This is a genomic window from Streptomyces sp. NPDC006335 (genome assembly GCF_040612795.1).
In the GTDB taxonomy this organism is placed as follows: domain Bacteria; phylum Actinomycetota; class Actinomycetes; order Streptomycetales; family Streptomycetaceae; genus Streptomyces.
Genome location: NZ_JBEXQX010000009.1, coordinates 322156 through 347608, shown reverse-complemented (window position 1 = coordinate 347608; position 25453 = coordinate 322156). Strand labels below are relative to the sequence as shown.

General features: G+C 68.8%; 20 protein-coding genes, 3 tRNA genes and 1 pseudogene. 11 read left to right on the top strand and 13 right to left on the bottom strand.

Annotation, left to right across the window (positions count from 1 at the left end; genetic code table 11):
• Positions 1-112 precede the first annotated feature (112 nt).
• Genes ABZ098_RS25925 through ABZ098_RS25915 form a run of 3 tightly spaced genes read left to right on the top strand, consistent with a single transcriptional unit; the run spans position 113 to position 3032 of the window.
• Positions 113-1576, top strand: a complete 1464-nt coding sequence (locus tag ABZ098_RS25925; RefSeq protein WP_356594941.1) for a replication initiator — start codon at positions 113-115, stop codon at positions 1574-1576.
• Positions 1573-1755, top strand: a complete 183-nt coding sequence (locus tag ABZ098_RS25920; protein ID WP_356594939.1) for a helix-turn-helix domain-containing protein — start codon at positions 1573-1575, stop codon at positions 1753-1755. Before ABZ098_RS25925 ends, ABZ098_RS25920 begins: the two co-directional genes overlap by 4 nt.
• Positions 1755-3032, top strand: coding sequence for a tyrosine-type recombinase/integrase (locus tag ABZ098_RS25915; RefSeq protein WP_356594937.1), 1278 nt, complete (start codon positions 1755-1757; stop codon positions 3030-3032). The genes ABZ098_RS25920 and ABZ098_RS25915 overlap by 1 nt, the downstream gene beginning before the upstream one ends.
• A 44-nt stretch (positions 3033-3076) precedes the next feature.
• On the opposite strand, the gene ABZ098_RS25910 is transcribed toward ABZ098_RS25915, so the two are convergent.
• The 3 genes from ABZ098_RS25910 to ABZ098_RS25900 all read right to left on the bottom strand — a co-directional run bounded on the left by ABZ098_RS25910 (position 3077) and on the right by ABZ098_RS25900 (position 4104).
• Positions 3077-3535, bottom strand: a complete 459-nt coding sequence (locus ABZ098_RS25910) for a hypothetical protein (protein ID WP_356594935.1) — start codon at positions 3533-3535, stop codon at positions 3077-3079.
• 196 nt (positions 3536-3731) lie between these two features.
• Positions 3732-3804, bottom strand: a tRNA-Arg gene (locus ABZ098_RS25905).
• A 209-nt stretch (positions 3805-4013) separates the two neighbouring features.
• Positions 4014-4104: transfer RNA gene (locus ABZ098_RS25900), tRNA-Ser, on the bottom strand.
• Between the two features lie 153 nt (positions 4105-4257).
• Here ABZ098_RS25900 and ABZ098_RS25895 point away from each other — a divergent pair.
• Positions 4258-4686 (top strand): SSI family serine proteinase inhibitor, encoded by a 429-nt coding sequence (locus ABZ098_RS25895; RefSeq protein ID WP_356594933.1) that lies wholly within the window; start codon positions 4258-4260, stop codon positions 4684-4686.
• A gap of 170 nt (positions 4687-4856) precedes the next feature.
• Positions 4857-9551: a PAS domain-containing protein gene (locus ABZ098_RS25890; protein ID WP_356594931.1), complete on the top strand. Its 4695-nt coding sequence runs from the start codon at positions 4857-4859 to the stop codon at positions 9549-9551.
• Between the two features lie 94 nt (positions 9552-9645).
• Here ABZ098_RS25890 and ABZ098_RS25885 read toward each other — a convergent pair whose 3' ends face one another.
• A complete protein-coding gene (locus ABZ098_RS25885; protein ID WP_356594929.1) occupies positions 9646-10230 on the bottom strand; it encodes a TetR family transcriptional regulator in 585 nt (194 codons plus the stop codon).
• Positions 10231-10366: 136 nt separating this feature from the next.
• On the opposite strand from ABZ098_RS25885, the gene ABZ098_RS25880 reads away from it, so the two are divergent.
• Positions 10367-11563 (top strand): MFS transporter, encoded by a 1197-nt coding sequence (locus ABZ098_RS25880; protein ID WP_356594927.1) that lies wholly within the window; start codon positions 10367-10369, stop codon positions 11561-11563.
• Between the two features lie 96 nt (positions 11564-11659).
• On the opposite strand, the gene ABZ098_RS25875 is transcribed toward ABZ098_RS25880, so the two are convergent.
• The 6 genes from ABZ098_RS25875 to ABZ098_RS25850 form a co-directional block, all read right to left on the bottom strand.
• On the bottom strand, positions 11660-13339 hold the full coding sequence (locus tag ABZ098_RS25875) for a long-chain fatty acid--CoA ligase (RefSeq protein WP_356594925.1): 1680 nt from the start codon (positions 13337-13339) through the stop codon (positions 11660-11662).
• A gap of 268 nt (positions 13340-13607) precedes the next feature.
• Entirely contained in the window at positions 13608-14165 is a 558-nt protein-coding gene (locus ABZ098_RS25870; RefSeq protein ID WP_356594923.1) for a SigE family RNA polymerase sigma factor, read from the bottom strand.
• Positions 14166-14310: 145 nt separating this feature from the next.
• Positions 14311-15477 (bottom strand): lipid-transfer protein, encoded by a 1167-nt coding sequence (locus ABZ098_RS25865; protein ID WP_356594921.1) that lies wholly within the window; start codon positions 15475-15477, stop codon positions 14311-14313.
• A complete protein-coding gene (locus ABZ098_RS25860; RefSeq protein ID WP_356594919.1) occupies positions 15474-15863 on the bottom strand; it encodes a MaoC family dehydratase in 390 nt (129 codons plus the stop codon). Before ABZ098_RS25860 ends, ABZ098_RS25865 begins: the two co-directional genes overlap by 4 nt.
• Complete coding sequence (locus tag ABZ098_RS25855; protein ID WP_356594917.1) at positions 15860-16816, bottom strand: bifunctional MaoC family dehydratase N-terminal/OB-fold nucleic acid binding domain-containing protein; 957 nt, start codon at positions 16814-16816, stop codon at positions 15860-15862. The genes ABZ098_RS25860 and ABZ098_RS25855 overlap by 4 nt, the downstream gene beginning before the upstream one ends.
• Before the next feature lie 192 nt (positions 16817-17008).
• On the bottom strand, positions 17009-17323 hold the full coding sequence (locus tag ABZ098_RS25850; protein WP_356594915.1) for a hypothetical protein: 315 nt from the start codon (positions 17321-17323) through the stop codon (positions 17009-17011).
• Between the two features lie 347 nt (positions 17324-17670).
• Between ABZ098_RS25850 and ABZ098_RS25845 the strand changes: the two genes are divergently transcribed.
• From ABZ098_RS25845 to ABZ098_RS25835, 3 genes are all read left to right on the top strand, one after another.
• Positions 17671-18540, top strand: coding sequence for a bifunctional DNA primase/polymerase (locus ABZ098_RS25845; RefSeq protein WP_356594913.1), 870 nt, complete (start codon positions 17671-17673; stop codon positions 18538-18540).
• Positions 18541-18619: 79 nt separating this feature from the next.
• A complete protein-coding gene (locus ABZ098_RS25840) occupies positions 18620-19051 on the top strand; it encodes a hypothetical protein (RefSeq protein ID WP_356594911.1) in 432 nt (143 codons plus the stop codon).
• Between the two features lie 104 nt (positions 19052-19155).
• Complete coding sequence (locus ABZ098_RS25835; RefSeq protein WP_356594909.1) at positions 19156-19449, top strand: hypothetical protein; 294 nt, start codon at positions 19156-19158, stop codon at positions 19447-19449.
• 82 nt (positions 19450-19531) lie between these two features.
• Here ABZ098_RS25835 and ABZ098_RS25830 read toward each other — a convergent pair.
• Positions 19532-19610, bottom strand: a tRNA-Ser gene (locus ABZ098_RS25830).
• A 509-nt stretch (positions 19611-20119) separates the two neighbouring features.
• Here ABZ098_RS25830 and ABZ098_RS25825 point away from each other — a divergent pair.
• A pseudogene (locus ABZ098_RS25825) lies at positions 20120-21220 on the top strand (NB-ARC domain-containing protein); the annotation flags it as partial.
• Between the two features lie 288 nt (positions 21221-21508).
• The gene (locus tag ABZ098_RS25820) at positions 21509-23272 is read left to right on the top strand and encodes a tetratricopeptide repeat protein (protein WP_356595061.1); all 1764 of its coding nucleotides are present in this window, start codon (positions 21509-21511) and stop codon (positions 23270-23272) included.
• 233 nt (positions 23273-23505) lie between these two features.
• On the opposite strand, the gene ABZ098_RS25815 is transcribed toward ABZ098_RS25820, so the two are convergent.
• Together ABZ098_RS25815 and ABZ098_RS25810 are read right to left on the bottom strand one after the other, a co-directional pair.
• On the bottom strand, positions 23506-24177 hold the full coding sequence (locus tag ABZ098_RS25815; RefSeq protein ID WP_356594907.1) for an ATP-binding protein: 672 nt from the start codon (positions 24175-24177) through the stop codon (positions 23506-23508).
• Entirely contained in the window at positions 24174-24932 is a 759-nt protein-coding gene (locus ABZ098_RS25810) for a GntR family transcriptional regulator (protein WP_356594905.1), read from the bottom strand. The genes ABZ098_RS25815 and ABZ098_RS25810 overlap by 4 nt, the downstream gene beginning before the upstream one ends.
• Positions 24933-25453 lie beyond the last annotated feature (521 nt).

The following is a 25453-nucleotide window of genomic DNA, read 5'->3' as shown; positions in this document are numbered from 1 at the left end:
CGCCGCCCACCCCTGGGCCCGACCTGCCATGCCTGCGGGCAGCAGCCCGAGCGCACTGAATCGCTGCTGCCCGCAGGCCCACCCTCGTGCCAGAAAGGACTCCTCGCCACTCATGCGCCGCCCCCTCGACCTGCGCCACGTCATAAGCCCCGGCCTGCGGGACCTGGTCGAACTGGCCAACACGGACGACTTCGACCGCGTCACCGAACAGGTCCGCGCCCTTCGCGGCTGCACCAGTCCCGTCAACCTGCACGGCTGGACGGTCACCACCGACCAGACAACCAAGCAAGTCGTCCGCTCCTACCGCTCCGAGGACGAACCCTCCGGACGCCTCCTCACCACCTGCGGCAACCGCCGCGCCTCCCGCTGCCCCGCCTGCTCCCGCCTCTACGCCGCCGACACCTACCACCTGATCAAGGCCGGACTGTCCGGCGGCAAGAACGTCGCCGAAGCCGTCCGCGACCACCCCCGTGCATTCGTCACCCTCACCGCCCCGTCCTTCGGCCCCGTGCACAACCGTCCGACGACCGACGCGGGCAAGCCCCGCCCCTGCGCATGCGGCGAAAGCCACCCCCAGGACGCCCCCGAAATCGGTACCCCGCTGCTTCCAACGAGCTACGACTACGCCGGGGCCGTGCTGTGGAACGCTCATGCCGGGGCGCTGTGGGCGCGCTTCACCACCTACCTGCGCCGCGCCCTCGCCGAGCACCTCGGCCTGACGCAGAAGGCACTCAACGCTGCTCTCCGCGTCTCCTTCGCCAAGGTCGCCGAATACCAACAACGCGGCTTGGTCCACTTCCACGCGGTCGTCCGCTTCGACGGGCCCGACGGCCACACCACCTCGCCCCCGGCCTGGGCCACCTTCGATGCACTCCGCGTAGCCGTCGGCTTGGCGGTCGAGCGGGCCCGGCTCACGATCGAGTCGGACGCGGTCGGCGAACGCATCATCCGGTGGGGTGACCGCTTCAAGGTGGACCAGATCTCCGCCCTGGGGGACGGCGAACTCACGGACGCCAAGGTCGCCGGATACGTGGCCAAGTACGCGACCAAGAACGCCGAAGGCGCGGGCACCGTGGACCGCACCCTCATATGCCGCCCCTGTGCCGGACGCGGCTACGTACGCGGCCCGGACGGATTCCGTGACTTGTGCGCCGACTGCGACGGCACCGGCCAAGCCGAACCCCTCGCAGACCTCCCCGTCCAGCAGCACGCCCGGCAGATGATCCGCACCGCCTGGGCCCTCGGTCACCTCCCCGAGTTCGCCCACCTCAAGCTCTGGAAGTGGGCTCACATGCTCGGCTTCCGCGGCCACTTCTCCAGCAAGTCGCGCGCCTACTCGACCACCCTCGGCGCACTCCGCGACGTACGCCGCGCCTGGCGCACGGCTCAGGCCGAAGCCGCCCGCCTCCGGGCCGGCCTCCCCGTCGAGGACGAAAACACCACCCTCGTCACCGCTTCCTCCTGGACATACCTCAGCAGCGGCTACAGCCCCGGCGAAGAACTCCTCGCTGCCCAGGTCCGCCACGACATCGCCCACACCCAACGCGCCAAACAGGAAGGGCTGCTGCCTGCATGACGACGGCCGTGCTCACCGTGGACCAGGTCGCCGAGCGTCTCGGCATCAGCCGCTGGAAGGTCCACGACCTGATCCGATCCCGCGAACTCGCCTCCTTCAAGATCGGCCGCTGCCGACGCATCAGCGAAGCCGCCGTGGACGTGTACATCTCCCTCCGCACCGAACAGGAAGCCGCCTGATGGCTCAGTCGAAGAAGAACGCCAACAACGAGGGCACCATCTACCTGCGCAAGGACGGCCGTTGGGAGGGCAGCGCGTACGTCCTGACGACGGACGGCACATATAAGCGGCGCAGCGTCTACGGCAAGACCTGGGATGACGCCCACGAGAAGCTCACCAAGCTCAAGGCGAACTCCCTCAGTGGCCTCCCGGTCGCCACCAACAAGATGACGATCGCCGAGTATCTGGCTTACTGGCTGACGAACGTTGCGCAGGGCAAGGTCCGCCGAACGACCTACGTCAACTACGAGTCCCTCGTTCGCAACTACGTCACCACGGAGTTCGGCCGGAAGAAGCTGGTCCGGCTGACCGCCCGCGACATCCGCGCCTTTCTGGCCAAGACGGCCGTCACCTGCCAGTGCTGCGCGCAGGGCAAGGACAAGAATCGTCCGGAGCACAAGCGGCGCTGCTGCGCCCTCGGTAAGTGCTGCAAGAAGCTCCCCTCAGACCGGACTGTGCGCTTCCTGCTGGTGATCATGCGTGCGGCTCTCCAGCACGCCGTACGAGAAGACGAGTTGCCCCGCAACGTGGCTCGGAACGTGGAGCTGAGCATGGGAACCAAGCGCGAGATCGAACCGCTCACGGTCGAGGAGGGCCGTCAGCTCCTGGCGGCGGCTCGTGACAACCGGCTTTGGGCCGCGTACGAGCTGGCGGTGCGCATCGGCCTACGGCGCGGTGAGCTGCTGGGGCTGCGCTGGTCGGACCTCGACCTTCACGACGGCGTCCTCACCGTCCGGCAGGCTCTACAGCGGGTCGGCGGTGAGCTGCTGATCGTGGCTCCGAAGACTCAGCGCTCGGCGCGACGCGTGGCCTTGCCGTCCGAGTGCGTGACGGCGCTTCGTGCTCAGCGCGCTCAGCAAGTCGCCGATCGAAAGAGCGCAGGCGACAACTGGAAGGGGACGGGTCACGGTCTGGTCTTCACGACGAAGAACGGGACGCCGATCGAGCCGCGCAACCTGAACCGCTCCTTCGAGGCGCTGTCCATACGGGTCGGCGTCCGCAAGGTCCGCTTCCACGACCTTCGACACACTTGCGCCTCGCTCCTCCATGAGCAGGGTGCCGACGCTCGAATGATCATGGAAGTCCTCGGCCATAGTTCGATCCGCGTGACCATGGACATCTACACCTTCGTAAGGCTCGACTCACAGCGATCAGCGTTCGACCGTGTCGGCGACGCGTTGAGGAGTGACGGCGGGGACGATGACGACGGTCCCGCCGGTGTTTCGGTAGTCGTCTGATCTGCATCCCCAGCCTCGCCAGGGGGCTACCCAGTGAACGCAGCTCAGGGAAGACCTCCGGCGAGGCGCAGGTGATCCGTGATCTCATCCCGGGTCCGCATCAACCGCCGGGCAGGCTCCACCAGCGCCGAGCCATCACCCGAGCGCCCGACCTCAATCAACAATCGGTAGATCATGGCGACCTGGTCCTCTAGCCCCTTGACCAGCTCGAAGGCGCTACGCGGCCCCACCAGCCGGACGATTGTGCCCTGTCGCCGCAGTTGGCCAATGTGGTCATCAATGACCGCGATGATCGCTTGCATGTCGACGTCGTGCCCCTCTTCCAGCTGTTCAGCTGTCTGCCGGAGGGTGCGTGCGATGTCTGTCGCCCCTTGGAGGAGATCGGCATACGCCTGTAGCGACCTGGCCTCTTGCTCGGTTTGCCGACTCCGCCGCCACTTGCTGCGCTCCAGGTACGCGTTGCCTGCAAGGGTCAGCGCCACTCCCGCAAGTGCGGAGGCCACGGGAACTACTTGCGTTGCCAAGTCAGCCACGGAGCAGGAGTTTGCCACTCCTGGGCCTTGGCCGACCCTCTCGAACCAACCACGCACTCCTAAGGGAGCCCGTCGGACAACTCACGGACCGGTTGCCGTCAAACACCGCCGTCAAGGCAAAACTCAGAGGCCCTGTGGATCACTCCACAGGGCCTCTGACATGCTGTGCACTCGGCAGGATTCGAACCTGCAACCTTCTGATCCGTAGTCAGATGCTCTATCCGTTAAGCTACGAGTGCTTGTTCTGTTTTCTCGCCGTTCCTTGCCCTTCCGGGCCGCTCGCGGCGACAGGAAGAACATTACATGACTGCCGCTCGCATGTGAAATCCGTTTGCCATACCCCTTGCGACCTGCGGAAACGTACATCTGAGCGAGATCAGGGACGACGCGGAACCACGGCCAACGACGAAGCCCCGGTCACTGGGACCGGGGCTTCGGTGATCTTGCGCGGAGGCGGAGGGATTTGAACCCTCGATGGGATTTAAGTCCCAAACCGCATTAGCAGTGCGGCGCCATAGACCGGACTAGGCGACGCCTCCAGCACAGCCGCCCGCGCGAGCGCGAGTGGTGCGTGCAGATGATGACACAGCCGGAGGTCGTGCCACCAATCGGTTCCCACGGTACTAGGCAGGCGGGGCGCAGGGCAAAGTGCTTCCGCGCAACGTACGGCGCCGTCCGCCGTTAGTCAGGGCATGTCATACGTCATCCGGCTCGGCCGGCTCGCACGGTTGAGTCCGCTCCCCCTGTTCCTCGCCGCCCTCGCCCCCACCCCCGTGGCGGCGCACCCCGAGACCGGCGACCACCTCACCGTCACCGTCCACCACGCGGGCAGCGGTGCCGACGGGACCTTCGAGGTCGACTGCCACCCCGCGCGCGGCACCCACCCCGACCCCGCGGGCGCGTGCGCCGGCCTGGACCGGAACACCCGGTGGGGACGCGACACCTTCGCCCCCGTCCCCGAGGGCAGCGTCTGCACGATGCTCTACGGCGGCCCCGCCACCGCCCACGTCACGGGAACCTGGGCCGGTCGCCCCGTGGACGCCCGGTTCGACCGGAGCAACGGGTGCGAGACCGCGCGCTGGGACCGGTTCGTGCCCCTCCTCCCCGGCATGGACGCCTAGCCTCCGGGAGGCGGTCACACGTTCTACCTCACTTCGTCGTGCGACCTCCCTCTCATCCGGCACCCCCGCACAACCGCTGCGCTTAGACTCCCTCGCGTGACACGTCGCGGGCCCCTTGGCAAGATGGCCCGAACGGTCGGCAAGGTGCGGTAACAGGGAGGAAGCGTCTCGTGAGCAGCAGGCCATCCCGAGGCGCTGCTCGCCTCGCAGCCATACTCGACGCGCTGCCCGACGCGTTGGTCCTGGTCAACGCCAACGGGACCGTCGTGAACGCCAACACCATCGCCCTCGAGGCCTTCGAGGCACCGGGCACCGCGCTCGTCGGACGCGGCCTGCTCGATCTGCTGCCGCAGTTCGACTCGCGGCTCATCCCGGGCTCCATGCGGCGGCCCGACCACATGGACCCGCGCGGGCGCACCAAGCCGACCCGGATGGTGGCGCGCAGGACCGACGGCAGCGAGTTCCCCGTCGAGGTCACCAGCGCCAACCTGGAGAACGGCCAGCAGGCCTACGACGGTTACGGCTACAGCGGCGACGAGCTGCTCATGCTCGTCGTACGCGACCTGACCGGGACCGTCGACACCGAGGCCGAGCTGGCCCGTTCGCAGCGGCAGACCGAGATGATCCTGCGGGCCGCGTCCGAGGGTGTCGTGGGCACCGACACCGACGGGCGGATCGTGCTCGTCAATCCGGCCGCCGCCCAGATACTGGGTTACCGGGCCAGTGACCTCGGCGGACGCGAGCTGCACGACCTCCTCCTGCACTCCCGCGCCGACGGCACTCCCTTCGCGTACGAGGAGTCCCCGCTCGCCGACACCCTGCGCTCCGGGCGCAAGCACCGGGTGCGCGGGCAGGTGCTGTGGTCCAAGAAGGGCGAGAAGGTCCCCGTCGACCTGACGACCGCGCCGGTGCGCGACGGCGACCAGCTCGTCGGCGCCGTGCTCACCTTCACCGACCGGCGGCCCTACGATGCCCTCGCCGACGAGAAGTCCGCCGCCGAGAAGGCCTACACGGAGGAGCTGGAGCGGCTCGAGGAGGAGCACGCCTCCGAGCTGACCGCGCTGCGCCAGAAGCACATCACCGAACTGGAGGAGCTCCAGGAGCGGCACGACGAGGAGATCGCCGCCGGTGAGGAGCGGTACGCCGCCCTCGGGGAGCGTGAGAAGGACCGCTACGAGGCCCTCGCCGGCCGGCACGACCAGCTGCTGACCCTGCTCGGACGCTCCCTGCGCGGGCCCCTCGACGAACTGCGCCGCGAACTGTCCGCGCTCGCCGCCGACGACGCCGGACAGCTGTGGCCCGAGGCCAACCAGGTCCTGCACCACCTGTCGGCCGGCTACTCCCGCATCACCAACCTCATCGACAACGTCCTCGGCTACCAGCGCCTCGACGCCGGCGCCGACGACATCGTCCGTACGAACGTCATGCTCGACGCGGTCGTCGCCGCCGGTGTGGACGGCGCGGTCGAGCTCATCGGGCCGGGGCGCGTCCAGTTCGCCGTGCACGCGCCGCCCATCGAGGCCGAGGTCGACGCCCAGCGCCTGGCGACGGCGCTCGCGCACCTCATCGCGGACGTGGCCGGGGTCGACGCGACCGGGAACTCCCCCGTGTCCGCGGGCGGTTACATGGACAACACGGTCGTGGTGGCGGCCGCGCAGCGCGGCGAGGGCGTGCGCATCGAGGTGCGCGGACCGTACGCCGGGGGAGACCCGGTGCACGAGCCGATCGTGCGCGGGATCGTGCGCGCCCACGGCGGTGTGCTCCAGACGCACGAGGTGCCGGGCATGAGCGGCAGCGCGTACGTCCTCGAAGTGCCGATCGGTGGTGGGGCGGGGGCCGTCGCGGTTCCCGGTCCGGCCGCGTTGGAGGCCGCTCCTGTGGAGGCCTCCCCCGTGGAGACCGCTCCGACGGAGGCGACCCCGACGGAGACCGCCCCTGCCGAGGGCGGCGGGCGGCGGCGGGCCCGGCGCTCCTCCACCGACTCCTTCCTGGACGCCGACGTCCCGCCCGGGACCGACGAGTCCGTGCCGCCCTCCGTGCCTCCCACCGGGCGGCGCAGGCGGCGGGCGGCGGCCGAGCAGGAACAGCCCGTGTCCGTACCGGCGCAGGCCTCCGGCGACGACGGGGACGGCTCCGGCGGTACCGGGCGGCGACGTGGGCGGCCCGCCGAGGGTGCCGAAGCCGGTGTGTCCGAGGGCGCCGTGGTGATGGCCGGCGAGCACGGCGCCGGGTCCGCGGCCGTGAACACCGGTCTCGGCGGGACCGTACCGCCGCAGGGTGTACCCGTACCGGCCGGGCATCGGGCCCGGCACGAGGGCGGCGAACAGCACGCGCTGCCGGCCGCGTTGCCGGCCGGCGGCTCCGCCGAACCGGGTCGGCCGCAGGGTGAGCTCCAGGTCGCCGGGCAGGTCGGGTCCGGTGACGGCGCCCCGCAGCAGGACGGGCGCCGACGGCGCGCCCTCGCCGCCGCGTCGGAGCGCGCGGCCGCTCAGGAGGCGGCCCCCCGCTCGGTATTCGCCCTCCCGCCCGCCGACGCCGACCGATCGGCCGACGGCACGGACGCGGCGGGCCTGGCCCCGGTGCATGCGCAGGGGCAGGCGCAGGGGCAGGCGCAGGGGCAGGTGCAGGCTCAGGTGCAGGCCCCGCCTCACGGACAGGGGTTGGGACAGACGGCGGTGCCGGGGCAGATTCCGGGCCAGGTTCAGGGACAGGTCCCGGGCCAGGGTCAGATCCCGGGGCAGGTGCCGGTCCCGGGGCAGGTGCCGGTGCCGGTGCCCGGTCAGGGCCAGCAGCCGGGTCAGGCGCCTGGGCAGCTTCCGTCCCAACTCCCGCAGCACGTCGCGGGCCAGCCTCACGGGCAGCTCGCAGGGCAGCCGCAGATGCCCGGCCAGGTGCAAGCACCGGGTCAGCCCGCGGCGCCGGTTCCGGCGGCCGGTCCCGCCCCCGCCGCCACCCCCGTTCCCGCCGACGCTCTCGTGCAGCCCCTGCCCGCCGACGGTCACGGTGACGACGGTCGGCACGACGCCGTGCCGCACGACCAGGCCGACGACCACACCCCACCGCAGCCGCACCCCACCAGCGCGCCGACGGGCCGCCGTCGACGGGCCGTGGCCCAGCCCGCGGAGGCGACGGCCGCCACGCCCGCGCAGCAGGTCCCCGCACCGGCCGGACAGGGTGTCCCGGCAGCCGTTCCCGGCCGTCCCGTGCCCGTGGGAGTTCCCACGGCGCCCGCCCAGCAGGTCCCCGGCGCGGTACCGCCGGGGCAGTTCCCCGGCGTGCCCGTGCAGGACGCGACCGGACACGCCGGCCTGATCCCGCAGACCGCCCCCGCCCCGGCCTCCCCTCTCCACGCGGCCCCGGCCCAGCCCGTACCGGCCCCCGGCCAGCCCCTCCCTGCCGAGGCACCTCAGCCCCAGCCCCCCGCTCAGACGGCCCCGGCGCCGGTCGCACCCGCTTCCCAGCCGTGGCCCGCCGGTCACGACACCCCCGGCGCCGGCACTCCCGTCCCGGCGAACGGCGCCGCCACCGCCGTACCCGCGAATCAGCCCGCGGCTCAGCCCGTACCCCAGCCCGCGCAGGCCCCCGGGGCCGGCCGGGCCACTCCGGCGTCCGGCACGCCCGTGCCCGTGCCCGCGGAGGCGGCGCAGGCGCAGGGCAGGGGAGTCGGCGCGCAGCCGTTGCCCGCCGAAGCCTCGGCGGCCCCCGCCGCGCCCGTCGACCCGAACTCCACCCAGGGCCGGGCTTTCAGTGTGCGGACCCTCGGTCAGGGGGTGCCGTTCACGCGGCAGGCGGCCCAGGTGCAGCAGCCGGGGGCGGCCACGCCTCCTCCGCAGCAGGCCGGTGGTTCGGGGCGGCGGCGCAAGCTCGGCACCCGGCCCGACCCCGCCGTGGCGGCGGCACCGGAGCAGGGGGCCCGTCCGCATCCGGCCGCCGCCGAGCAGGCCGCACCGGCGCAGGCACCGCAGCCGCAGCCCTCGATGGCCGGGCAGTCGCGGCTCGCGCACGCCACCGAGGCGGCCGGGCGGTCGTACGCCATAGGGGCGCCGGACGAGAACGCCGCCGAGGGGCCCGAGCCGTTGGACGGTCCCGGTGGGGCCGTCGAGATCCCGGACACCCCGCGGCCGCAGCCGATGGACGACGAGCTGCCCCCGGAGCCGCTGGACAACCCGCGGCGGCTGCTGGTGTGGCCCGCGCCGGACGTGACGACCCAGCAGGCGCTGAGCGACCGTGGGTACCGGCCCGTCATCGTGCAGTCGCGCGAGGAGGTCGACGCGCAGATCGCGGCGTTCCCCGCCGCGCTGTTCGTGGACCCGCTGACCGGGCCGATCACACGGACCGCCCTCCAGTCGCTGCGGCAGGCGGCGGTGGCGTCCGAGGTGCCGATCATGGTGACCGCCGGGCTCGGACAGGCCTCGCGGGAGGCGGCGTACGGCGCCGATCCCGCCGTACTGCTGAAGGCGCTGGCCCCGCGGGACAGTGAGCAGCACCCGCCGCGCGTGCTGCTGATCGAGGAGCACGCGGAGATCGCGCTGGCGCTGACGGCGACGCTGGAGCGGCGCGGGATGCAGGTCGCGCGGGCCGCGAGCGACGCGGACGCGGTGACGCTGGCGGGGCAGCTCCGGCCGAACCTCGTGGTGATGGACCTCATGCAGGTGCATCGGCGCAGGGCCGGGATCGTGGACTGGCTGCGGGCGAACGGGCAGCTCAACCGGACGCCGTTGGTCGTGTACACGGCTGCCGTGGATCAGGCGGATCTGCCTCGGTTGGCTTCCGGGGAGACGGTTCTGTTCCTCGCCGAACGGTCGACGAGCCCCGAGGTCCAGTCGCGGATCGTGGACCTGCTGGCCCGGATCGGGACGAACTAGAACCGGGACGAACGAGAACCAGGGGGCGCGGCGGTCGCGGCGCCGTCCTGGCCGCCGGCCCCGGTGTGCCCCGCGCCCCGGACGGCGCGCTCCGTCAGGTCGCCGTCAGCCTGCGCGCCGCCTCCCGCACCGACGCCCGCAGCCGTTCCCGGTCCGCGGGCTCCCCGCCCACCAGGATCCGTTTCATCTGCGGGACCACCGCGGCCCAGTTGGCCACGGCGATCAGCAGGAACAGCAGGTCACGGGGTGGGATGGCGTCCGTGACGACACCGCGGGCCTGGCCGTCCCGGAGGGTTTCGACCTTGCGGCGGTAGTGCTCCTGGCGTTCGGCCTCGTCGGGCAGCTCGGTGCCGGAGCCGTACTCCAGGCCCTCCCAGAAGAGCAGGCGCAGCACCTCGGGGTGGGCCTCGTGGTAGTCCATGAGGCGGTCGATCCAGTTCTCGATGTCGTCCGGGTCGACCGGGACGGCAATGGCGAGATCGAGCATGACCTTGCCCAGGACCTTCGTGAACAGCTCCGCCTTGTTGCCGAAGTAGGCGTAGATGAGCTGCTTGTTGGCCTTGGCCTCGGTCGCGATGCGGTCGATGCGGGCGCCCGCGATGCCATGGCGGGCGAACTCGGCGACCGCCGCCTCGAAGATGCGGGCCTTCGTGGCCTCGGGGTCCCTTGCTGCTGCCATGGGGTCAGGGTAGGGGCAGCCAGGGCAAGCAACCAACTATTTGGTTGACAGGGAATCGACGGGCCTCTCAGACTGTTGAGGCATTCGACCAACCAACCAGTTAGTTGTTAGACCTGACTCGAAGGATTCCCCGGTCATGCCGACAGCAACCGTCACCACAGGACGGTCCACCGAGACCCCCGCCGCCGGGCGCGCGGGCTCGCTCCTCCTCGTCCTCATCGCCGTCTGCACCGCCGTCACGGCCGCGAACATCTACCTCGCGGCCCCGCTGCTCCCCCTCATCGCCCGCGACTACGGTTCGACACCCTCCGCGGTGGCCTGGGTCGCCTCGGTCGCTCAGTTCGGCTACGCCTTCGGGCTGCTGGTCTTCGCCCCGCTCGGCGACAGCGTGAACCGGCGGCGCCTGGTCGCCGCCCTCTCCCTCGTCACCACCGCGGCGCTGACCGCCGCCGCGCTCGCCACCGGCACCACCGCCCTCGCGGCCGCCGTCCTGGTCGCCTCCGCGGCCACCGTCGTTCCCCAGCTCCTGGTCCCGCTGGTCGCCCAGCGCGCACCCGCCGACCGCCGGGCCCGCCATGTCGCGGCCGTCATCGCGGGCCTGTTCACCGGCATCGTCGCGGCCCGGGTGCTCGGCGGGCTGATCGGACAGGCCTTCGGCTGGCGGGTGGTGTTCGTGGGCGCGGCCGCCCTGACGGCCGTCCTCGGCCTCGCGACGGCCTACGCCCTGCCCGCGGAGCGGGTGCGCCGCTCCGGTCCGCTCTTCTCAGGCCTCACCGCCCTGCCGTCCGTCGTCCGGCGCTCACCCGACCTGTGGCGCGCGTGCGTGCGGCAGGCGGGGATGTACGGCGCCTGGAGCGCGCTGTGGACCTCGCTGGCCCTCCTGCTGACCGGCTCGTCCTACGGTCTGTCGACCGCGACCGCCGGGCTCTTCGGCCTCTTCGGGCTGGCCGCGAGCGTGGTGGCACCGCTGGCCGGCGGGTTCGTGGACCGCTTCGGCGCCGCGAAGGTCGTACGGTCGGCGTATCTGCTCGCCGCCGTGTCCGTGCCGCTGTTCTGGCTCGGCGGGCACGCGCTGTGGGCGCTGTTCGTCGCGGCGATCGCCGTCCACGCGGCCCTGGTCGCCTCCCACGTCGCCAACCAGACCCTCGCCCTGACGACCACCTCGACCCCGGCCACCGCCAACACGGCGTACGTCGTGGCCGGGTTCGCCGGCGGCGCGACGGCGTCCGCACTCGCCGGTTCGGCCTTCGGATGGTGGGGCTGGGGCGGGGTGTGCGCGGTGGCGGGGGTGTGGCTGGGACTGGGGTGGATCGCCACTTCGGTACGGCGGTGAGGGCCCCGTCGGTCCTCGGTGAGGCCCGTGCCGTACGGCGGCCAGGGCGCCCGGTCCCCGCCCGGTGCGCTCCGGCCGCCGTACCCCTCTCGCTCCTCAGAGCTGGGTGACGTCCAGCTCCCCCTCCGCGTACCGCTTTCTAAGCACCTTCTTGTCGAACTTGCCGACGCTCGTCTTCGGGACCGCCTCGATGATCGACCAGCGCTCCGGGAGCTGCCACTTGGCGATCCTGCAGACATCGCTCGCGAGGAAGGCGCGCAGGGACTCGAAGTCGGCGGTGGAGCCCTCCTTGAGGACGACCGTGGCGAGGGGACGCTCGCCCCACTTCTCGTCGGGGACGGCGACGACGGCGGCCTCGGCGACCTCCGGGTGGGACATCAGGGCGTTCTCCAGCTCGACCGAGGAGATCCACTCGCCGCCGGACTTGATGACGTCCTTGGCCCGGTCGGTGAGGGTGAGGAAGCCGTCGGCGGAGATCGTGCCGACGTCACCCGTCTTCAGCCAGCCGTCCTCGCTGAACTTGTCGGCGGGGCGCAGGGGTTCGGCGTCCGGGCCGTTGTAGTAGGCACCGGCGATCCAGGGGCCGCGGACCTCCAGCTCGCCCGCGGACTCGCCGTCCCAGGGGAGGCGCTCGCCGCCGGGGCCGGTGAGGCGGGCCTCGACGCCGGCCGGGAAGCGGCCCTGGGTGAGGCGGTACGCGAACTCCTCGGGCGTGCCGACCACATGGGCCGGCGGGCGCGCGACGGTGCCGAGCGGGGAGGTCTCCGTCATGCCCCAGGCGTGGCAGACCCGCATGCCCAGCTTGTCGAAGGCCTCCATGAGGGAGGGCGGACAGGCCGAGCCGCCGATGGTGACCTGGTTGAGCGAGGAGACCTCACGCGGCCTGGCGGTGAGCTCGGCGAGCAGACCCTGCCAGATGGTGGGGACGGCCGCCGCGTGGGTCGGCCGCTCGCGCTCGATCATCTCGGCGAGGGGCGCGGGCTGCAGGAAGCGGTCCGGCATCAGCATGTTGACGCCGGTCATGAAGGTGGCGTGCGGCAGACCCCAGGCGTTGACGTGGAACTGCGGGACGACCACCAGCGAGGTGTCCTGGTCGGTCAGGCCCATCGACTGGGCCATGTTGACCTGCATGGAGTGCAGATAGATCGAACGGTGGCTGTAGATCACGCCCTTGGGGTCGCCCGTGGTGCCGGAGGTGTAGCACATGGAGGCGGCCTGGCGCTCGTCCAGCTCGGGCCAGTCGTAGGTGGTGGGCTTGCCGGCGATCAGGTCCTCGTACTCGTGCACGCGCGCGTGGGAGCCGTCGAGGGCGGTGCGGTCACCGGGGCCGGAGACGACCACGTGCTCGACCGTCTTGAGGTGCGGGAGCAGCGGGGCGAGCAGGGGGAGCAGGGAGCCGTTGGCGATGACGACGCGGTCGCCCGCGTGCCCCACGATGAAGGCCAGCTGGTCGGCGGGGAGGCGGAGGTTCAGGGTGTGCAGGACCGCGCCCATGGAGGGGATCGCGAAGTAGGCCTCGACATGCTCGGCGTTGTTCCACATGAGCGTCGCCACGCGCTCGTCCTCGACGACTCCGAGGTCCTCGCGCAGGGCGTGCGCGAGCTGGGCGGCGCGGGCGCCGACCTCGGCGAAGGAGCGGCGGTGCGGCTCCGGCTCGCCGGTCCAGGTGGTCACCTGTGAGGTGCCGTGGATCGACGACCCGTGGGTCAGGATCCTGGAGATCAGCAGCGGTACGTCCTGCATGGTGCTCAGCACGGCGTCCTCCCGAGGCGACATTGCCTACGCGGTAGTAAGGGCTGCGCCGATTCTGCGCACATACCGCGCGGTATGTCACTAGAGCCGGGCGATCGATCACGTCACGATGCCCTCACAACGGCCGACCGTCGCGGACGGTTCCCAGGATTCCCGCTGGGGTGAGCGCCGGGGCGCGGGGCGATTGCCCGGCGAGCGCGTGCCGGCTCGGGGGTAACGATTCCCCAGCGAGCGAATGCCGCCCGGGGTGAGGACTCCCAGCGAACAGCTGCCGGCCGGGGATATCCATCCCCTAGCGGGCGAGCACCAGCTCGGGGTCCTCGCGGAGTTTGCCGAGCGCCCGGGACACCGCCGACTTCACGGTCCCGACGGACACCCCGAGCACCTCGGCCGTCTGCACCTCGCTGAGGTCCTCGTAGTACCTGAGGACGACCATCGCCCGCTGCCGGGTCGGCAGCTTCATGATCGCCCGCCACATCGCGTCGTGCAGCGCCTGCTGCTCGGCGGGGTCGTCGTCGCCGGGCACGGGGTCGGGCTCGGGGATCTCGTCGGTCGCGAACTCGTCGACCTTGCGCTTGCGCCACTGCGAGGTGCGGGTGTTCAGCAGGGCGCGGCGCACATAGCCGTCGAGGGCCCGGTGGTCCTCGATGCGCTCCCAGGCGACATAGGTCTTGGTCAGGGCGGTCTGCAGCAGGTCCTCCGCGTCGCTCGGGTTCGCGGTCAGCGACCGGGCGGTACGCAGCAGCACCGGCTGGCGGGCCTTCACGTACGAGGCGAACGAGGGGTACGCGAGGGTCTGCGTCGCCGGTACGGCGGCCTTCGAAGCGCTGGTGCAGACGGGTGTGGTCATGGCTCCACGCTAGATTCGCGACACCCTCCGCTCATCGGCCACAGGTCCCGAAGAGGACTCCCCCTCAGGTTGTAGAGGTGGGGCTGGCTCCACCTCCTGAAGGTGGACGAGAGGGGCACGTCTACTGCGGGTTCACCCCTGGGGGCTACTCGTTGGCGACGAGCACCAGCCCGGACGTGGGCACCCCCGTCCCGGCCGTCACCAGCGCGCGTCCCGCGTCCGGTATCTGGTTCACGGCCGTCCCCCGCAGTTGCCGTACGGCTTCCGCGATGCCGTTCATACCGTGGAGGTAGGCCTCGCCCAGTTGGCCGCCGTGGGTGTTGAGGGGGAGCGCGGCCCGGCGCACGAAGTCGGCGGCCTCGCCCCGGGCGCAGAAGCCGAACTCCTCCAGCTGCATCAGGACGAACGGGGTGAAGTGGTCGTACAGGATCGCCACGTCGATGTCCCGGGGGCCCAGGCCCGAGGTCCGCCAGAGCTGGCGGGCGACGACGTTCATCTCGGGGAGGCCGGTGAGGTCGTCGCGGTAGAAGCTGGTCATCTGTTCCTGAGCGCGACCCGCACCCTGGGCGGCGGCCGCGACGACGGCGGGCCGGTGGGGGAGGTCACGCGCGCGTGCGAGGGAGGTGACGACGATCGCCTGGCCGCCGTCGGTCTCCTGGCAGCAGTCCAGGAGCCTGAGCGGCTCGACGATCCAGCGGGAGGCCGCGTGGTCGGCGAGGGTGATGGGGCGGCCGTGGAACCAGGCGGCCGGGTTGGTGGCCGCGTACGCGCGGTCGGTCACCGCGACATGGCCGAAGGCCTCCGGGGTGAGGCCGTGGGTGTGCAGATAGCGCTGGGCCGCCATCGCCACCCAGGAGGCCGGGGTGAGCAGGCCGAAGGGGAGCGACCAGCCGAGGGCGGCCCCTTCGGCGGAGGGTTCGCGGTGCTGCACTCCCAAACCGAATCTGCGCCCCGAGCGTTCGTTGAAGGCGCGGTAGCAGACCACGACCTCGGCCACGCCCGCCGCGATCGCGAGCGCCGCCTGCTGGACGGTCGCGCAGGCCGCGCCACCGCCGTAGTGGACGCGGGAGAAGAAGGACAGCTCGCCGATCCCGCAGGCCTGGGCGACGGTGATCTCCGGGCTGGTGTCCATGGTGAAGGTGACCAGGCCGTCCACGTCGGCCGCCGTGAGCCCCGCGTCGTCGAGCGCCGCGCGGACCGCCTCGGCGGCCAGGCGCAGTTCGCTGCGGCCGGAGTCCTTGGAGAACTCGGTGGCCCCGACGCCGACGATCGCGGCCTGGCCGCCGAGCCGGTCACGCGCGCGTGTGCTCATTCGGCGTCCCGCAGGCAGAAGGTGACCGTCCCCGTCACGTGGTCGCCGATGCCGTTGGTCCCCACGATCCGCACGGTCGCGGTGGCTCCTTCGACGGCCTCCACGGTTCCCTTCAACACCATGGTGTCGCCGGGGTAGTTGGGCGCGCCCAGCCTGATGGCCACCTTCTTGAGCACGGTCCGCGGCCCGAAGTGGTCGGTGATGTAGCGCCCCACCAGGCCGTTCGTCGTCAGGATGTTCATGAAGATGTCCGGGGAGCCCTTCTGCCGGGCCGCCTCCGGGTCGTGGTGCACGTCCTGGTAGTCCCGGGAGGCGATCGCGCCCGCGACGATCAGCGTGCGGGTGACCGGGATCTCCAGGGCCGGCAGCTCGTCGCCCGTTCTCATACGGCGGCCTCCTCGGCGGCACGGAAGACGGGAAGGGTGAGATCACCGTCGTACGACTGGAAGGCGAGCCGCACCGGCATCCCGATCCGCACCTTGTCGTACGGCGTCCCGACCACGTTGCTGATCATCCGCACCCCTTCGGCGAGCTCGACGAGCACGACGGCGTAGGGAGGGTCGAAGGCCGGGAACGGCGGGTGGTGCATGACGACGTACGAGTAGACGGTCCCCTCTCCGCTCGCCTCGACGGTGTCCCAGTCGGGGCCGCCGCAGTGGGCGCAGCCCGGCAGCCAGGGGAAGCGGAGGGCCGCGCAGGCGGTGCAGCGCTGGATGAGGAGCCTGCGCTGTTCGACGCCCTCCCAGAAGCCGGCGTTGTCACGGTTGACGACGGGGCGGGGCCGGGGAGGGGGCTTCTTCGCCTGTCCGGGCGCGTACTTGAGGATGCGGAAGCGGTGGGTGCCGACGAGGGTCCCGCCCGCGCGGACGTCGGTCCGGGTCGTGACGAAGTGCCCGGTGCCGAGTCTCGTGGTCTTGCGGTCGGAGACCGACTCGATGACCGTGTCGAACGTGACCTCGTCACCGGGCCGCAGCGGCCGCAGATACTCCTGCTCGCAGTCGGTGGCGACGACCGAGGTGCAGCCCGACTCGTCGAGCAGCGCGAGGAGTTCGTCGTACGACGACGATCTGCCCGTGTGTCCGCTCAGGCCCCCCATCGTCCAGGCCTGGAGCATGGTGGGCGGGGCGACGGCGTCGGGGCCGGAGTAGGCCGGGTGGGCGTCCCCCAGGGCTTCGCACCAGTGGCGGATCATGGGCAGGTTGACGGGGTCCTTGCCGACGGCGGAGACGGCGGCGGGGTGCCCTTCGTAGGACTTCAGGCGGGTCAGCAGGTCGGGAGGCGGGGCGTCCGGGTCGCGGGTGTCGGGCCGGGTCCGCGGCGTGTCCGGATCGTCGGCCATGACGGCAACCTCCTTGTCCGCAAGATTTCCTGACTGTCCGTCAGATCCTGCACGGTGTCAAGGCCGGTGCGGCGCACGCGCACACGCCTGCGCGGCGGCGCCGAAGCACCGCCGCGCGGACATGTCACCCCCCATGAAGCCCCCCCCCGGGCCCCCCGCCCCCGGTCGTGGGCGCCGGTCAGCCCCCGCGGATCACCACCACAGTGGGGTGAAGTTGACGGACGTGTTGTTGTTCCCCTGGTTGATGGCCGTGAACGCGGAGCCGTTGACCTGTGCCGTGTTGCTCTGGTTCGACGCCCCGGAGCCGACGGCGTTCTGCTGCCCGGTGGACGAGTTGCCGTTGTTGTCGTGTCCGACACCGCTGCCGACGATGCTCGCGACACCCGCGTTCGATCCGTCGTCCGCGAATCCGCCGTTGTCCGCCGACGCGACGCCGGTGAAGAGCGCGGCGGCGAGCGGGAGGGCGGAGACGGCGGCGATGACGCGGGCGGTACGGATGCTTGCCATGGTGTTTCCTCCAGAACCCGGCCTGTGGCCGGTAGTACGTCAAGTAAGGCTGTTTGCAGGGCAGTTGGCCGACCACCCCGGTGCTGTGCACGACGTCGTGAGTCCAGAGTTGCCCACCGAATCCCCAGCGAACCAGAGCGGAAGCGTTTATTCCCCCTGAAGCGTGAGGACAAGTCGATAAACCACTTTCGCGACTTCAGGCCTCATGACGGGGCGATACGGACTCCCAACCCCCAAGCAGGACAACAGGGGAAGCGTTCCGGCACTTTTCCAGCCAATCCCCGGACCTCGGCGCGTCGAGCCCGCCACCCCTTCCTTTTTTCGAACACGCGTACGAACATGGAGGCATGGCCACCACAGACCGGCAGGCCACGACGCTGGCCCTCGCACACGCCCTGTCAGCCGCCGAGCGCGGTCTGGCCGTCATCCCCCTGTCCCGCACCAAGCTCCCGGCCCTGCGCTCCCCCCACCGGCACGATCCCCTCGCCACCCGCTGCCACGGCGAGTGCGGCGCGTTCGGCCACGGTGTCTACGACGCCTCGACCGACCCCGTCCGCATCCGCGAGCTCTTCGCGGCCGCCCCCTGGGCCACCGGCTACGGCATCGCGTGCGGTCTGCCGCCCCACCACCTGATCGGCGTCGACCTGGACACCAAGTCGGGCACGGACTCCTCGGCGGCCCTGCGCGAACTGGCCCTGCGCCACCTCTTCACGATCCCCGACACGGTCGTCGTCCTGACCCCGAGCGGCGGCCGTCACCTCTGGCTGACCGGCCCGCCCGACGCCGCCGTCCCCAACTCGGCCGGCCGCCTGGCCCCCGGCATCGACATCCGCGGCGCCGGCGGCTACCTCGTCGGCCCCGGTTCCCGCACCGATCACGGCACCTACTCCACGGCCCCGGGCACCGCCCATCTCGCCCCCGCGGCCTGCCCGCCGGCCCTGCTCCGCCTGCTCCTGCCCCCACCACGCCCCACGCACCCCGCGACCCACCCGTCGGCCGGCGACCAGGGCCAGGGGCTGGTCCAGTTCGTCCTCGCCGCCCACGAGGGCCAGCGCAACACCCGCCTCTTCTGGGCCGCCTGCCGCGCCTACGAGAACGGCATCGGCCCGGCGCTTGTCGCGCCCCTGGTGGACGCGGCCGTCGACACCGGGCTCACCGAACGCGAGGCACGGGCGACGATCGCGTCGGCGGCACGGATGACGGGGCGCCGCCCATAACTGGCCCGACCCGAACGATCCAGCCCCACCAGAACCACCAGCACGGCCAGCAACCTTGGAGCGCCACAGAGTGCCGACCATGACCCTGTCCCGGCTCGTCCTGACCTCCGGCCGCAGGGTCGACCTCGGGGAGCTGCGCCTGACGTCGACGTACGGCGGAATGCTGGACGGCTACCCGTGCAGACCGGTCAACGAGCTGAGGATCGAAGGCCTGCTGAGATCGGCCGAACACGACTACCCGACCGCCCCTGTCCACCTGGTACCGCCCCCGCACGAGTACCCGGCTCACTACCCCGGCGCCTTCGGTCCGGTCGAGATGCTGCCGCCGGTCGCCTGCGTCGGCGTCTTCCGCTCCACGGCCCTGGCCCGGTCCCGCGACCCCGTCCTCTACGGCAGCCACCTCACGATCATCTGGTTCCAGCCCCACGCACGCGTGCCCTCCGGCTGCGACGCACAGGCCGGCCTACGGGACGTCGCCTGGGAGGAACTGGCACGGGACTACGAGTTGTAGACCAGCGCGCGGCGGCTTCGGCCAGAACGAGCCTCCGATGGGTGGCCAGTGACGCCCTCCACCTCAATGCCATGAACCACACCCCCCGAGGGGATGATGCCGCCATGGCAGATGAACCGGGACGCCCCCTCAGCGAGCTTCGTCAAGGAAACTCAGTCCAGGCCACGGTCACCAGCCACCAGCCATGGGGGCTCACAGCGGAACTCAACGGATACGAGCCCGTGGGCGCCTCACTGGACGTCATTCGCCGCCGCAGCGAGCCGGGCGTGCAGCGACTCGCGCAGGAACTGCCGTCCGTGGGGGCGACCGTCGACCTCGTCATAGGCGAAGTGCGCACGTGGCACCGCAAGCCTTGGATGTGGGTGGATCTCACGGCACCCGACCATGGCGCAGAGTGACTGTGCCCCCTTGCGTGCCCCAACGTTGCACGCAAGGACAGCCCCCGACCGTCTCGCCTGGTCAGGGGCCGTGCACCTGCGGTGGGTGTGGGATTTGAACCCACGGTGACTCGCGCCACGACGGTTTTCAAGACCGATGGGGTATCACGGCGCCTACCCCCTGTGACCTGCACCGTGCTCTCAGGAGCAGCGTCCTGCAAGGCTTATGGCCCACACATGGCCCATGAGCTCTCAGGAATCGCCCTTTGATGCACCTCCGACTGAGCCTAAGTCAGCAGACTTGCAGTCGGCCCCGCTTGGCGGCATCCGGTCTGCGTGTAGCAGTGCAACACCCGCGATGACCACTTCAGTTGTCCACTCGACGTCCACACCCAGCGCATACGTCTGTCGATGGGCGAAGGCTCAGGCCACCCTGAGCGCCCCTTCCCCTGCTTGCGTCAGCCCGCCTGCGCTTCAGCCGGATGCCTAGCCTCACCAGGAAAACGATCCCGCGGCCCGCCCTCCAAGCAAGTGATATGTCGTCCGCGTGTTCGATAACTGTACGTACAAGTTCCACCGTCTCCTCCTCCTGCCGGCCGCTTGGCGCGGGCCGACAGGACCTTGGTAGGCACCTGGAGTGATCTTCGACAGCAACCTCGAAGTATGAGCGAAGAACGATTGCGGGACCTGCATGCGCACCCGAATAATCGAAGTTCGCGAGCTACGAAGCGCGGGGGAGATCTTGAGCCGAGCACTGAACCCTGTCGACCAGCACAGCCCCGAACCAGTCCGAGACCTCGCAGAGCGACTCAGGGAGATCATGTTCGCGGCGGGCTACCGCACTGCCGCTCATCTCGCAGAGGACTCCGGCGTGAACGCGAGCACCCTCTCTGAGGCCCTGAGCGGTACGAGGGCTCCTAGTTCACAGACGTTGAAGAAGGTTCTCGAGGCGTGCGGCCTTGTCTATGACCGCGTGTGGGCGGGAAGACAAGAGCGGGCGAAGAACGCAGAGGCAGCGGAAAAGGCTAACAGTCGACGAACCCGCAGGGAGCAAAGCTCCCCGAATTCCGCAAGGCAACATTCCCACTCCGGTCACCATTCCAGTCGCCCGACAGCAGAAACTCATCTTTCCGCCTCTCAAGTGCATTCCCTTGAGCCACCACTAGGGAATCTTCCACCGGAGGTTAGGGGCAGGTCGTCCATCCTGACACGCCTTCGCGAGCACCTCGATGCTTATCCAGACAAATTCGTCGTTCTTCACGGAATGGGTGGGTGTGGAAAGACCACGGTAGCATTGAGTATCGCGCAAACCGCCCGGACTCAGGGGTTCGACATATTCTGGGTCAAGGCAAGTAAGGACAACCTGGACAGCGCAATGCGCCAAATCGCACGCAGGCTGGGCGCCGAACATGAGGAGATCGAAGAGGCCTGGGGAAGTATCGGAAACGGGCCGGATCTACTTTGGCAGCTTTTGAACTCCTCTCAGCGCCGGTGGCTGCTGATCCTTGATGAAGTCGATGAGCCAGAATTGATTGGGAGCGCAAACGGGCAGCCGGGAGATGGGACCGGCTGGATTCGTGCCAGTCGCAATGGTTTGACGATAGTTACTACCCGTCTCGGCGACCCAGAGATTTGGGGCAACTCAGCAGAGTTCCATGCCATTGAGCCTCTCACGCCCGATGACGGCGCGGAAGTATTGCTAGATCTGGCCAATGAGGCAGGGTCAAGGAGTGAAGCTCAGTACCTTTCTGCAAGATTGGGTGGGCTGCCACTAGCTTTGCGACTCGCCGGGTCGCAGCTTAGTCGAGCAACACGAGGCGCCGGTCTTCTTCGTAGAGGAAGAGACCGAGGAAGGGTTCGGGACTTCACGTCCTACCTAGCCGCACTTGACGACACAGGAATCGAATATCTAGATCGCGCGAATAAGGGCGCCCTTAGCCGCAGCAGCGCGGAGCAGCTACATCGACACCTCATTAGTCGAACGTGGGAAATCAGTCTTGACCTCCTAGAGACGCAGGGATTTCCGGAAGCCAGAACATTCATGCGCCTACTGTCCTGCTTCGGTGCGTATCCCATTCCGGTGGACATCCTGGAGGCCGAGAGCCTGAAGCGACACAACGCTTTTCCGCAGGATTTCAGCATTGATCGATTGGAGCTCATCATTGAGGCCCTCCAAACACTAAGCTTGCTTGACATTATTGAGGTGTCAGACGGCGGCCTCGAGACTCAGCCAGCAATCACCGTTCACAACCTTGTGCTGGAAGCAAATAGGAACCATCTTGCTATCGCAGATCGGACGACTCAGGCAAAAATCTCCAGAACGGCAGTGGAACTACTAGAGGTAGCAACAGAGACGCCCCCAGAGGACCGGGCTAATCATCATTGGTGGAGCCTCCTTTACCCGCACGTCATGCAAATTACCGGGAGCACGGAGGCGCCCTCGAGGGAAATTGCCGAGCCACTTTTGCAAGTAGGGCTACGAAACTTCTCCTACATGCACCTTGCCTTTAGGGGCCCCGTACGGGAGGCCGCCACTGCGCTTCGCGCGATTTCAGAGTCACTTGAGCCCAATCACGCGCTACGCCTTGCGGCTAGGCATCGTTACGCGTTCGCCCGTCTAAGCGGAATGGCGGCGGCCATGGAGTTCCGAGAGCTCTATAAACAAGAGAAGGAGATACTTGGCGAATTCCATCCAGAAACGCTAATGAGTCACCATAATTGGGCGGAGCACCTTGCCGAATCGGGCAACTTTAAGGAAGCAGAGAGAGAACTACGAAAAGTACTCCAAGGACGTAGGGAGATTCTCGGAAAAAGTCACCCATACACGCTTTCCACGCATCGCGTGTTGATTGACATACTGCAGGCCCAGAAGGGTGGAAAGGATCGCGCGGAAACTGAATGGGAGGAGGTTTACGACTCTATACACTCTGCAGAAAATCCGGGCCTCGCAGATCTCGAAACCCTGCACCAACTGGGACACTGGCTGGACAAGAAGGAGCGCTGGGCCGAAGCTGAGGAATGCTACAGAACAATCATTGATGCGCTGGATTCAACTCCAACAGAAGGGCAACATTTCTGCGAGTCTATGCGGCATTGTCTAGCACAAAATCTTATCCGTCAGGGGCGCCTCGACGAGTCGGCGAACACCTACCGCGAGCGAGTGAAGCTACTGGAGCAGACACGTGACGTCACGGATGAAGACCTAATTTCCATGCGGCACGAATACGCCGATCTGCTGGTTGATCTAGGGCGGCTAGAAGAATCCGAGCTATTAATGCGCAGTGTGCTTGAAGTTCGGCTTGCTAGGGATCACCGAGTGATGGACCGGCGCCTCCTGTCCGAAGCGCACTGTCTAGTGCACTTGCTTGAGCGTAGGGAAAAGCGCGAGGAGGCAGTATCAACCGCCAGGCGGCTTGTACAGCTTCCAAAGGATGAGCTGGTTGCTTGGTCTGCATTCAGCCAGATCAGACACGACATGCTGTGCATGTGCAGAACACTGTCTGATGCCGGAAACTACGATGAATCTATCTTGGGACTAGAGGCACTCATGGAAGGGGTGCCGCCTGATAGTCGAGAAGCGCATTCCATCCAAAGGACGCTCGTGCTCACCCAGCATATATCCGGCCGGCTGACTCATTCTTCCTGCGAAGAAAAGCTACTTGGCATCATAGAGTCACTTGAGGAAAAATTCGGAACGGACGATGAAGAGATAGGACGCACGCGGGACGTTCTGATGGGGCTTCGGGGCGACCCCAAAAAGTCACCTGTCCTCGATGAGGAAAAACGTGAACCTGAGACTGGTTCAACCGAAGACCGCGAGCCCGCGACGAGGGATGACCGGTGATCTATGTGGCGTCGGCCGGTAGGAGTCGGCAGCTGAAGCCATCAGCCCCAGCTGGGGAACACAAGCACTCGCTGCAGCGCGCATGCGGTCATGTCGATTGCCATGCGTGAATTCCGGATTGAGTCGGCGTCTGCCACGTGGCATGCATGCGAGAGTCGTTGGGCTGGTGGACCGATGAACACGATGACCGGCGCCATGCCTTGGTGGTACAGATCCGCCGTCGCGTCATGCGCTCAATCACTGACCAGTGCTGCGATCACGCCCGCAGGGTCGCCGTGGTATGTGAGATGTGGTTCGTCTCTCCCGGGCGGAATGAAGCGGGTGCGGTAGCGCTGAAGGTCGCTCTCCGAAAAGTAAATTGAATTCGGATCGTCGGCGTGGAACTCGTTGCGCTTGTTGATTCTCGACCAGAGCTCGTCATGGCTCGCGTCGAGATAGACCAGTAGAGGAGTGGCGTCGGCGTCGGTCGCGATGGTTCGCCACCGGGCGCGATCGTCCGGAGTCCAAAAGCCATGGTCAACCACGACATCCCGCCCTGCCTGAAGCAGTTCGCGCAGCTCAACCGCGACGTCCTCAAGGACCGGTCGCTCAAGGGCGGGAAAGGTCCCGCGCGGGAAGTCCACCCCGTACACGCCGTGCCGGCGATACATCTCCTCATCCGGGCAGAGGCGAACGAACCCGCGATCGGTTAGGACCCGGGAAAGCGTGGTCTTGCCTGAGCCGGGAAGTCCGGCCATGAGGACACAGAACGGCGATCGTGAGGTCATCGGTCTCGTAAGGGTCTGGGAGATCGCAGAGATTTCCACTTCGGCTTCGGGTGCGAGCGTGCCGATGCGGCGGGCGGCGAGTAGAGCGTCCATCCGATCTTCAAGCACGCTCAAGAGCGTGTCATCCAGAGTCGTCACGGGGAAACCTCCGATTCTGTCCGCCAGGTGCGACCAGGGCCACCGAGGTCAACGCCGTATTCCACGACGTTGTTCTCGCTGTTGATGAACTTCGCGGTCATCACGACAACGGGTTCCGCAGGCGGGTTCTCCGGGTCCAACTCCAAGAGCTGAGTGTCTTCCGCTGTCAGCAGGCGCGCTGAGGCGGTGTCGATCCGATGACTGATCGGGAGGCCGGTCGCCTCAGCGATGAGCTGGAGTGAGGTACCCCCCGTCAATCGCTCACTCTTCTCCAACTGCGGAATCAGCTTGCCGTACCGAGCCGGGATCCAAGACGTGCTGTGCGCCACGATGCCGTGCCGGTCCCGGTACACCCGGCTCCGACGAATCACGTCGGATCGCGGCTCGATGCCGAGAGCCTGCGCCACTTCCAGAGGCGCAGGGACCACATCGGCCTTATGTGAGTCGGACCGCTCGCCGGACCCCCAACTTGATCCGGTCCGGCGGCCCCGGTCCTGACGCTGAGATCCCGACGACATCGGGCCCGGCTGGTCTAGGACTTCCGTTCCGATCCCGTGGATGCCCCGGACCATGCCTTCGTTGCGCAGCTTGCGCAACGCCTTCTCAGCCGTGGCTGTGCTCACGCTCCACTCTTCCGACAGGTTCTTGATGCTCGGCAAGAGCGTTCCCGGCGGTAGCTGGCCGGACGTGATCAGCTCCGCGTAGTGGGCGGCAATCTTCGCGTACGGGGCCCGGTTGTCGGCCTGACCGGCCATTTCGCCTGCTCCTTCGCTTCGGTTCCCTGAGGTTCCCTAGCTTACCGCTTGACACCACAGGGAACCCTAGGGAACCTTAGGGATGTGCCCGCCGGTCGGAACAGCCGATCGGAAGGCGCTGCACCTTGATGCGCCCGTGCTCGCGGCGGGCGCAGCCCGGAGGAAAACCCGCAGGGGTCAGTACGAAGGCAGCGACCGTTCTTTGAGAATTCAATAGAGATTCAACTCTGACGGGCTACGAGTCCCGTCCCCTGAACGGCCGGGGTGAGGGCCGTTGGCAGCCACTTCGTGGCAGGTGAACGTGTCCTGCCCTGTGCGTCAGCTCTGGAGAACACTCGCGCGGATCATCCCTTCCTTCCGGGAGGTCACCCGCTCGTGGTGCCACCTGCCGCACGCTGCCCTGCTGGCGTCAGAGCAGTGACGATGACGCGCCCGACGTTCCCGGCTCGGGGCCGGTCCGCTGTGGCAACGGCGTACCAGCGAAAGCCGTGTCCCTGCGATTCGCGGGAGGTCGGCATGGG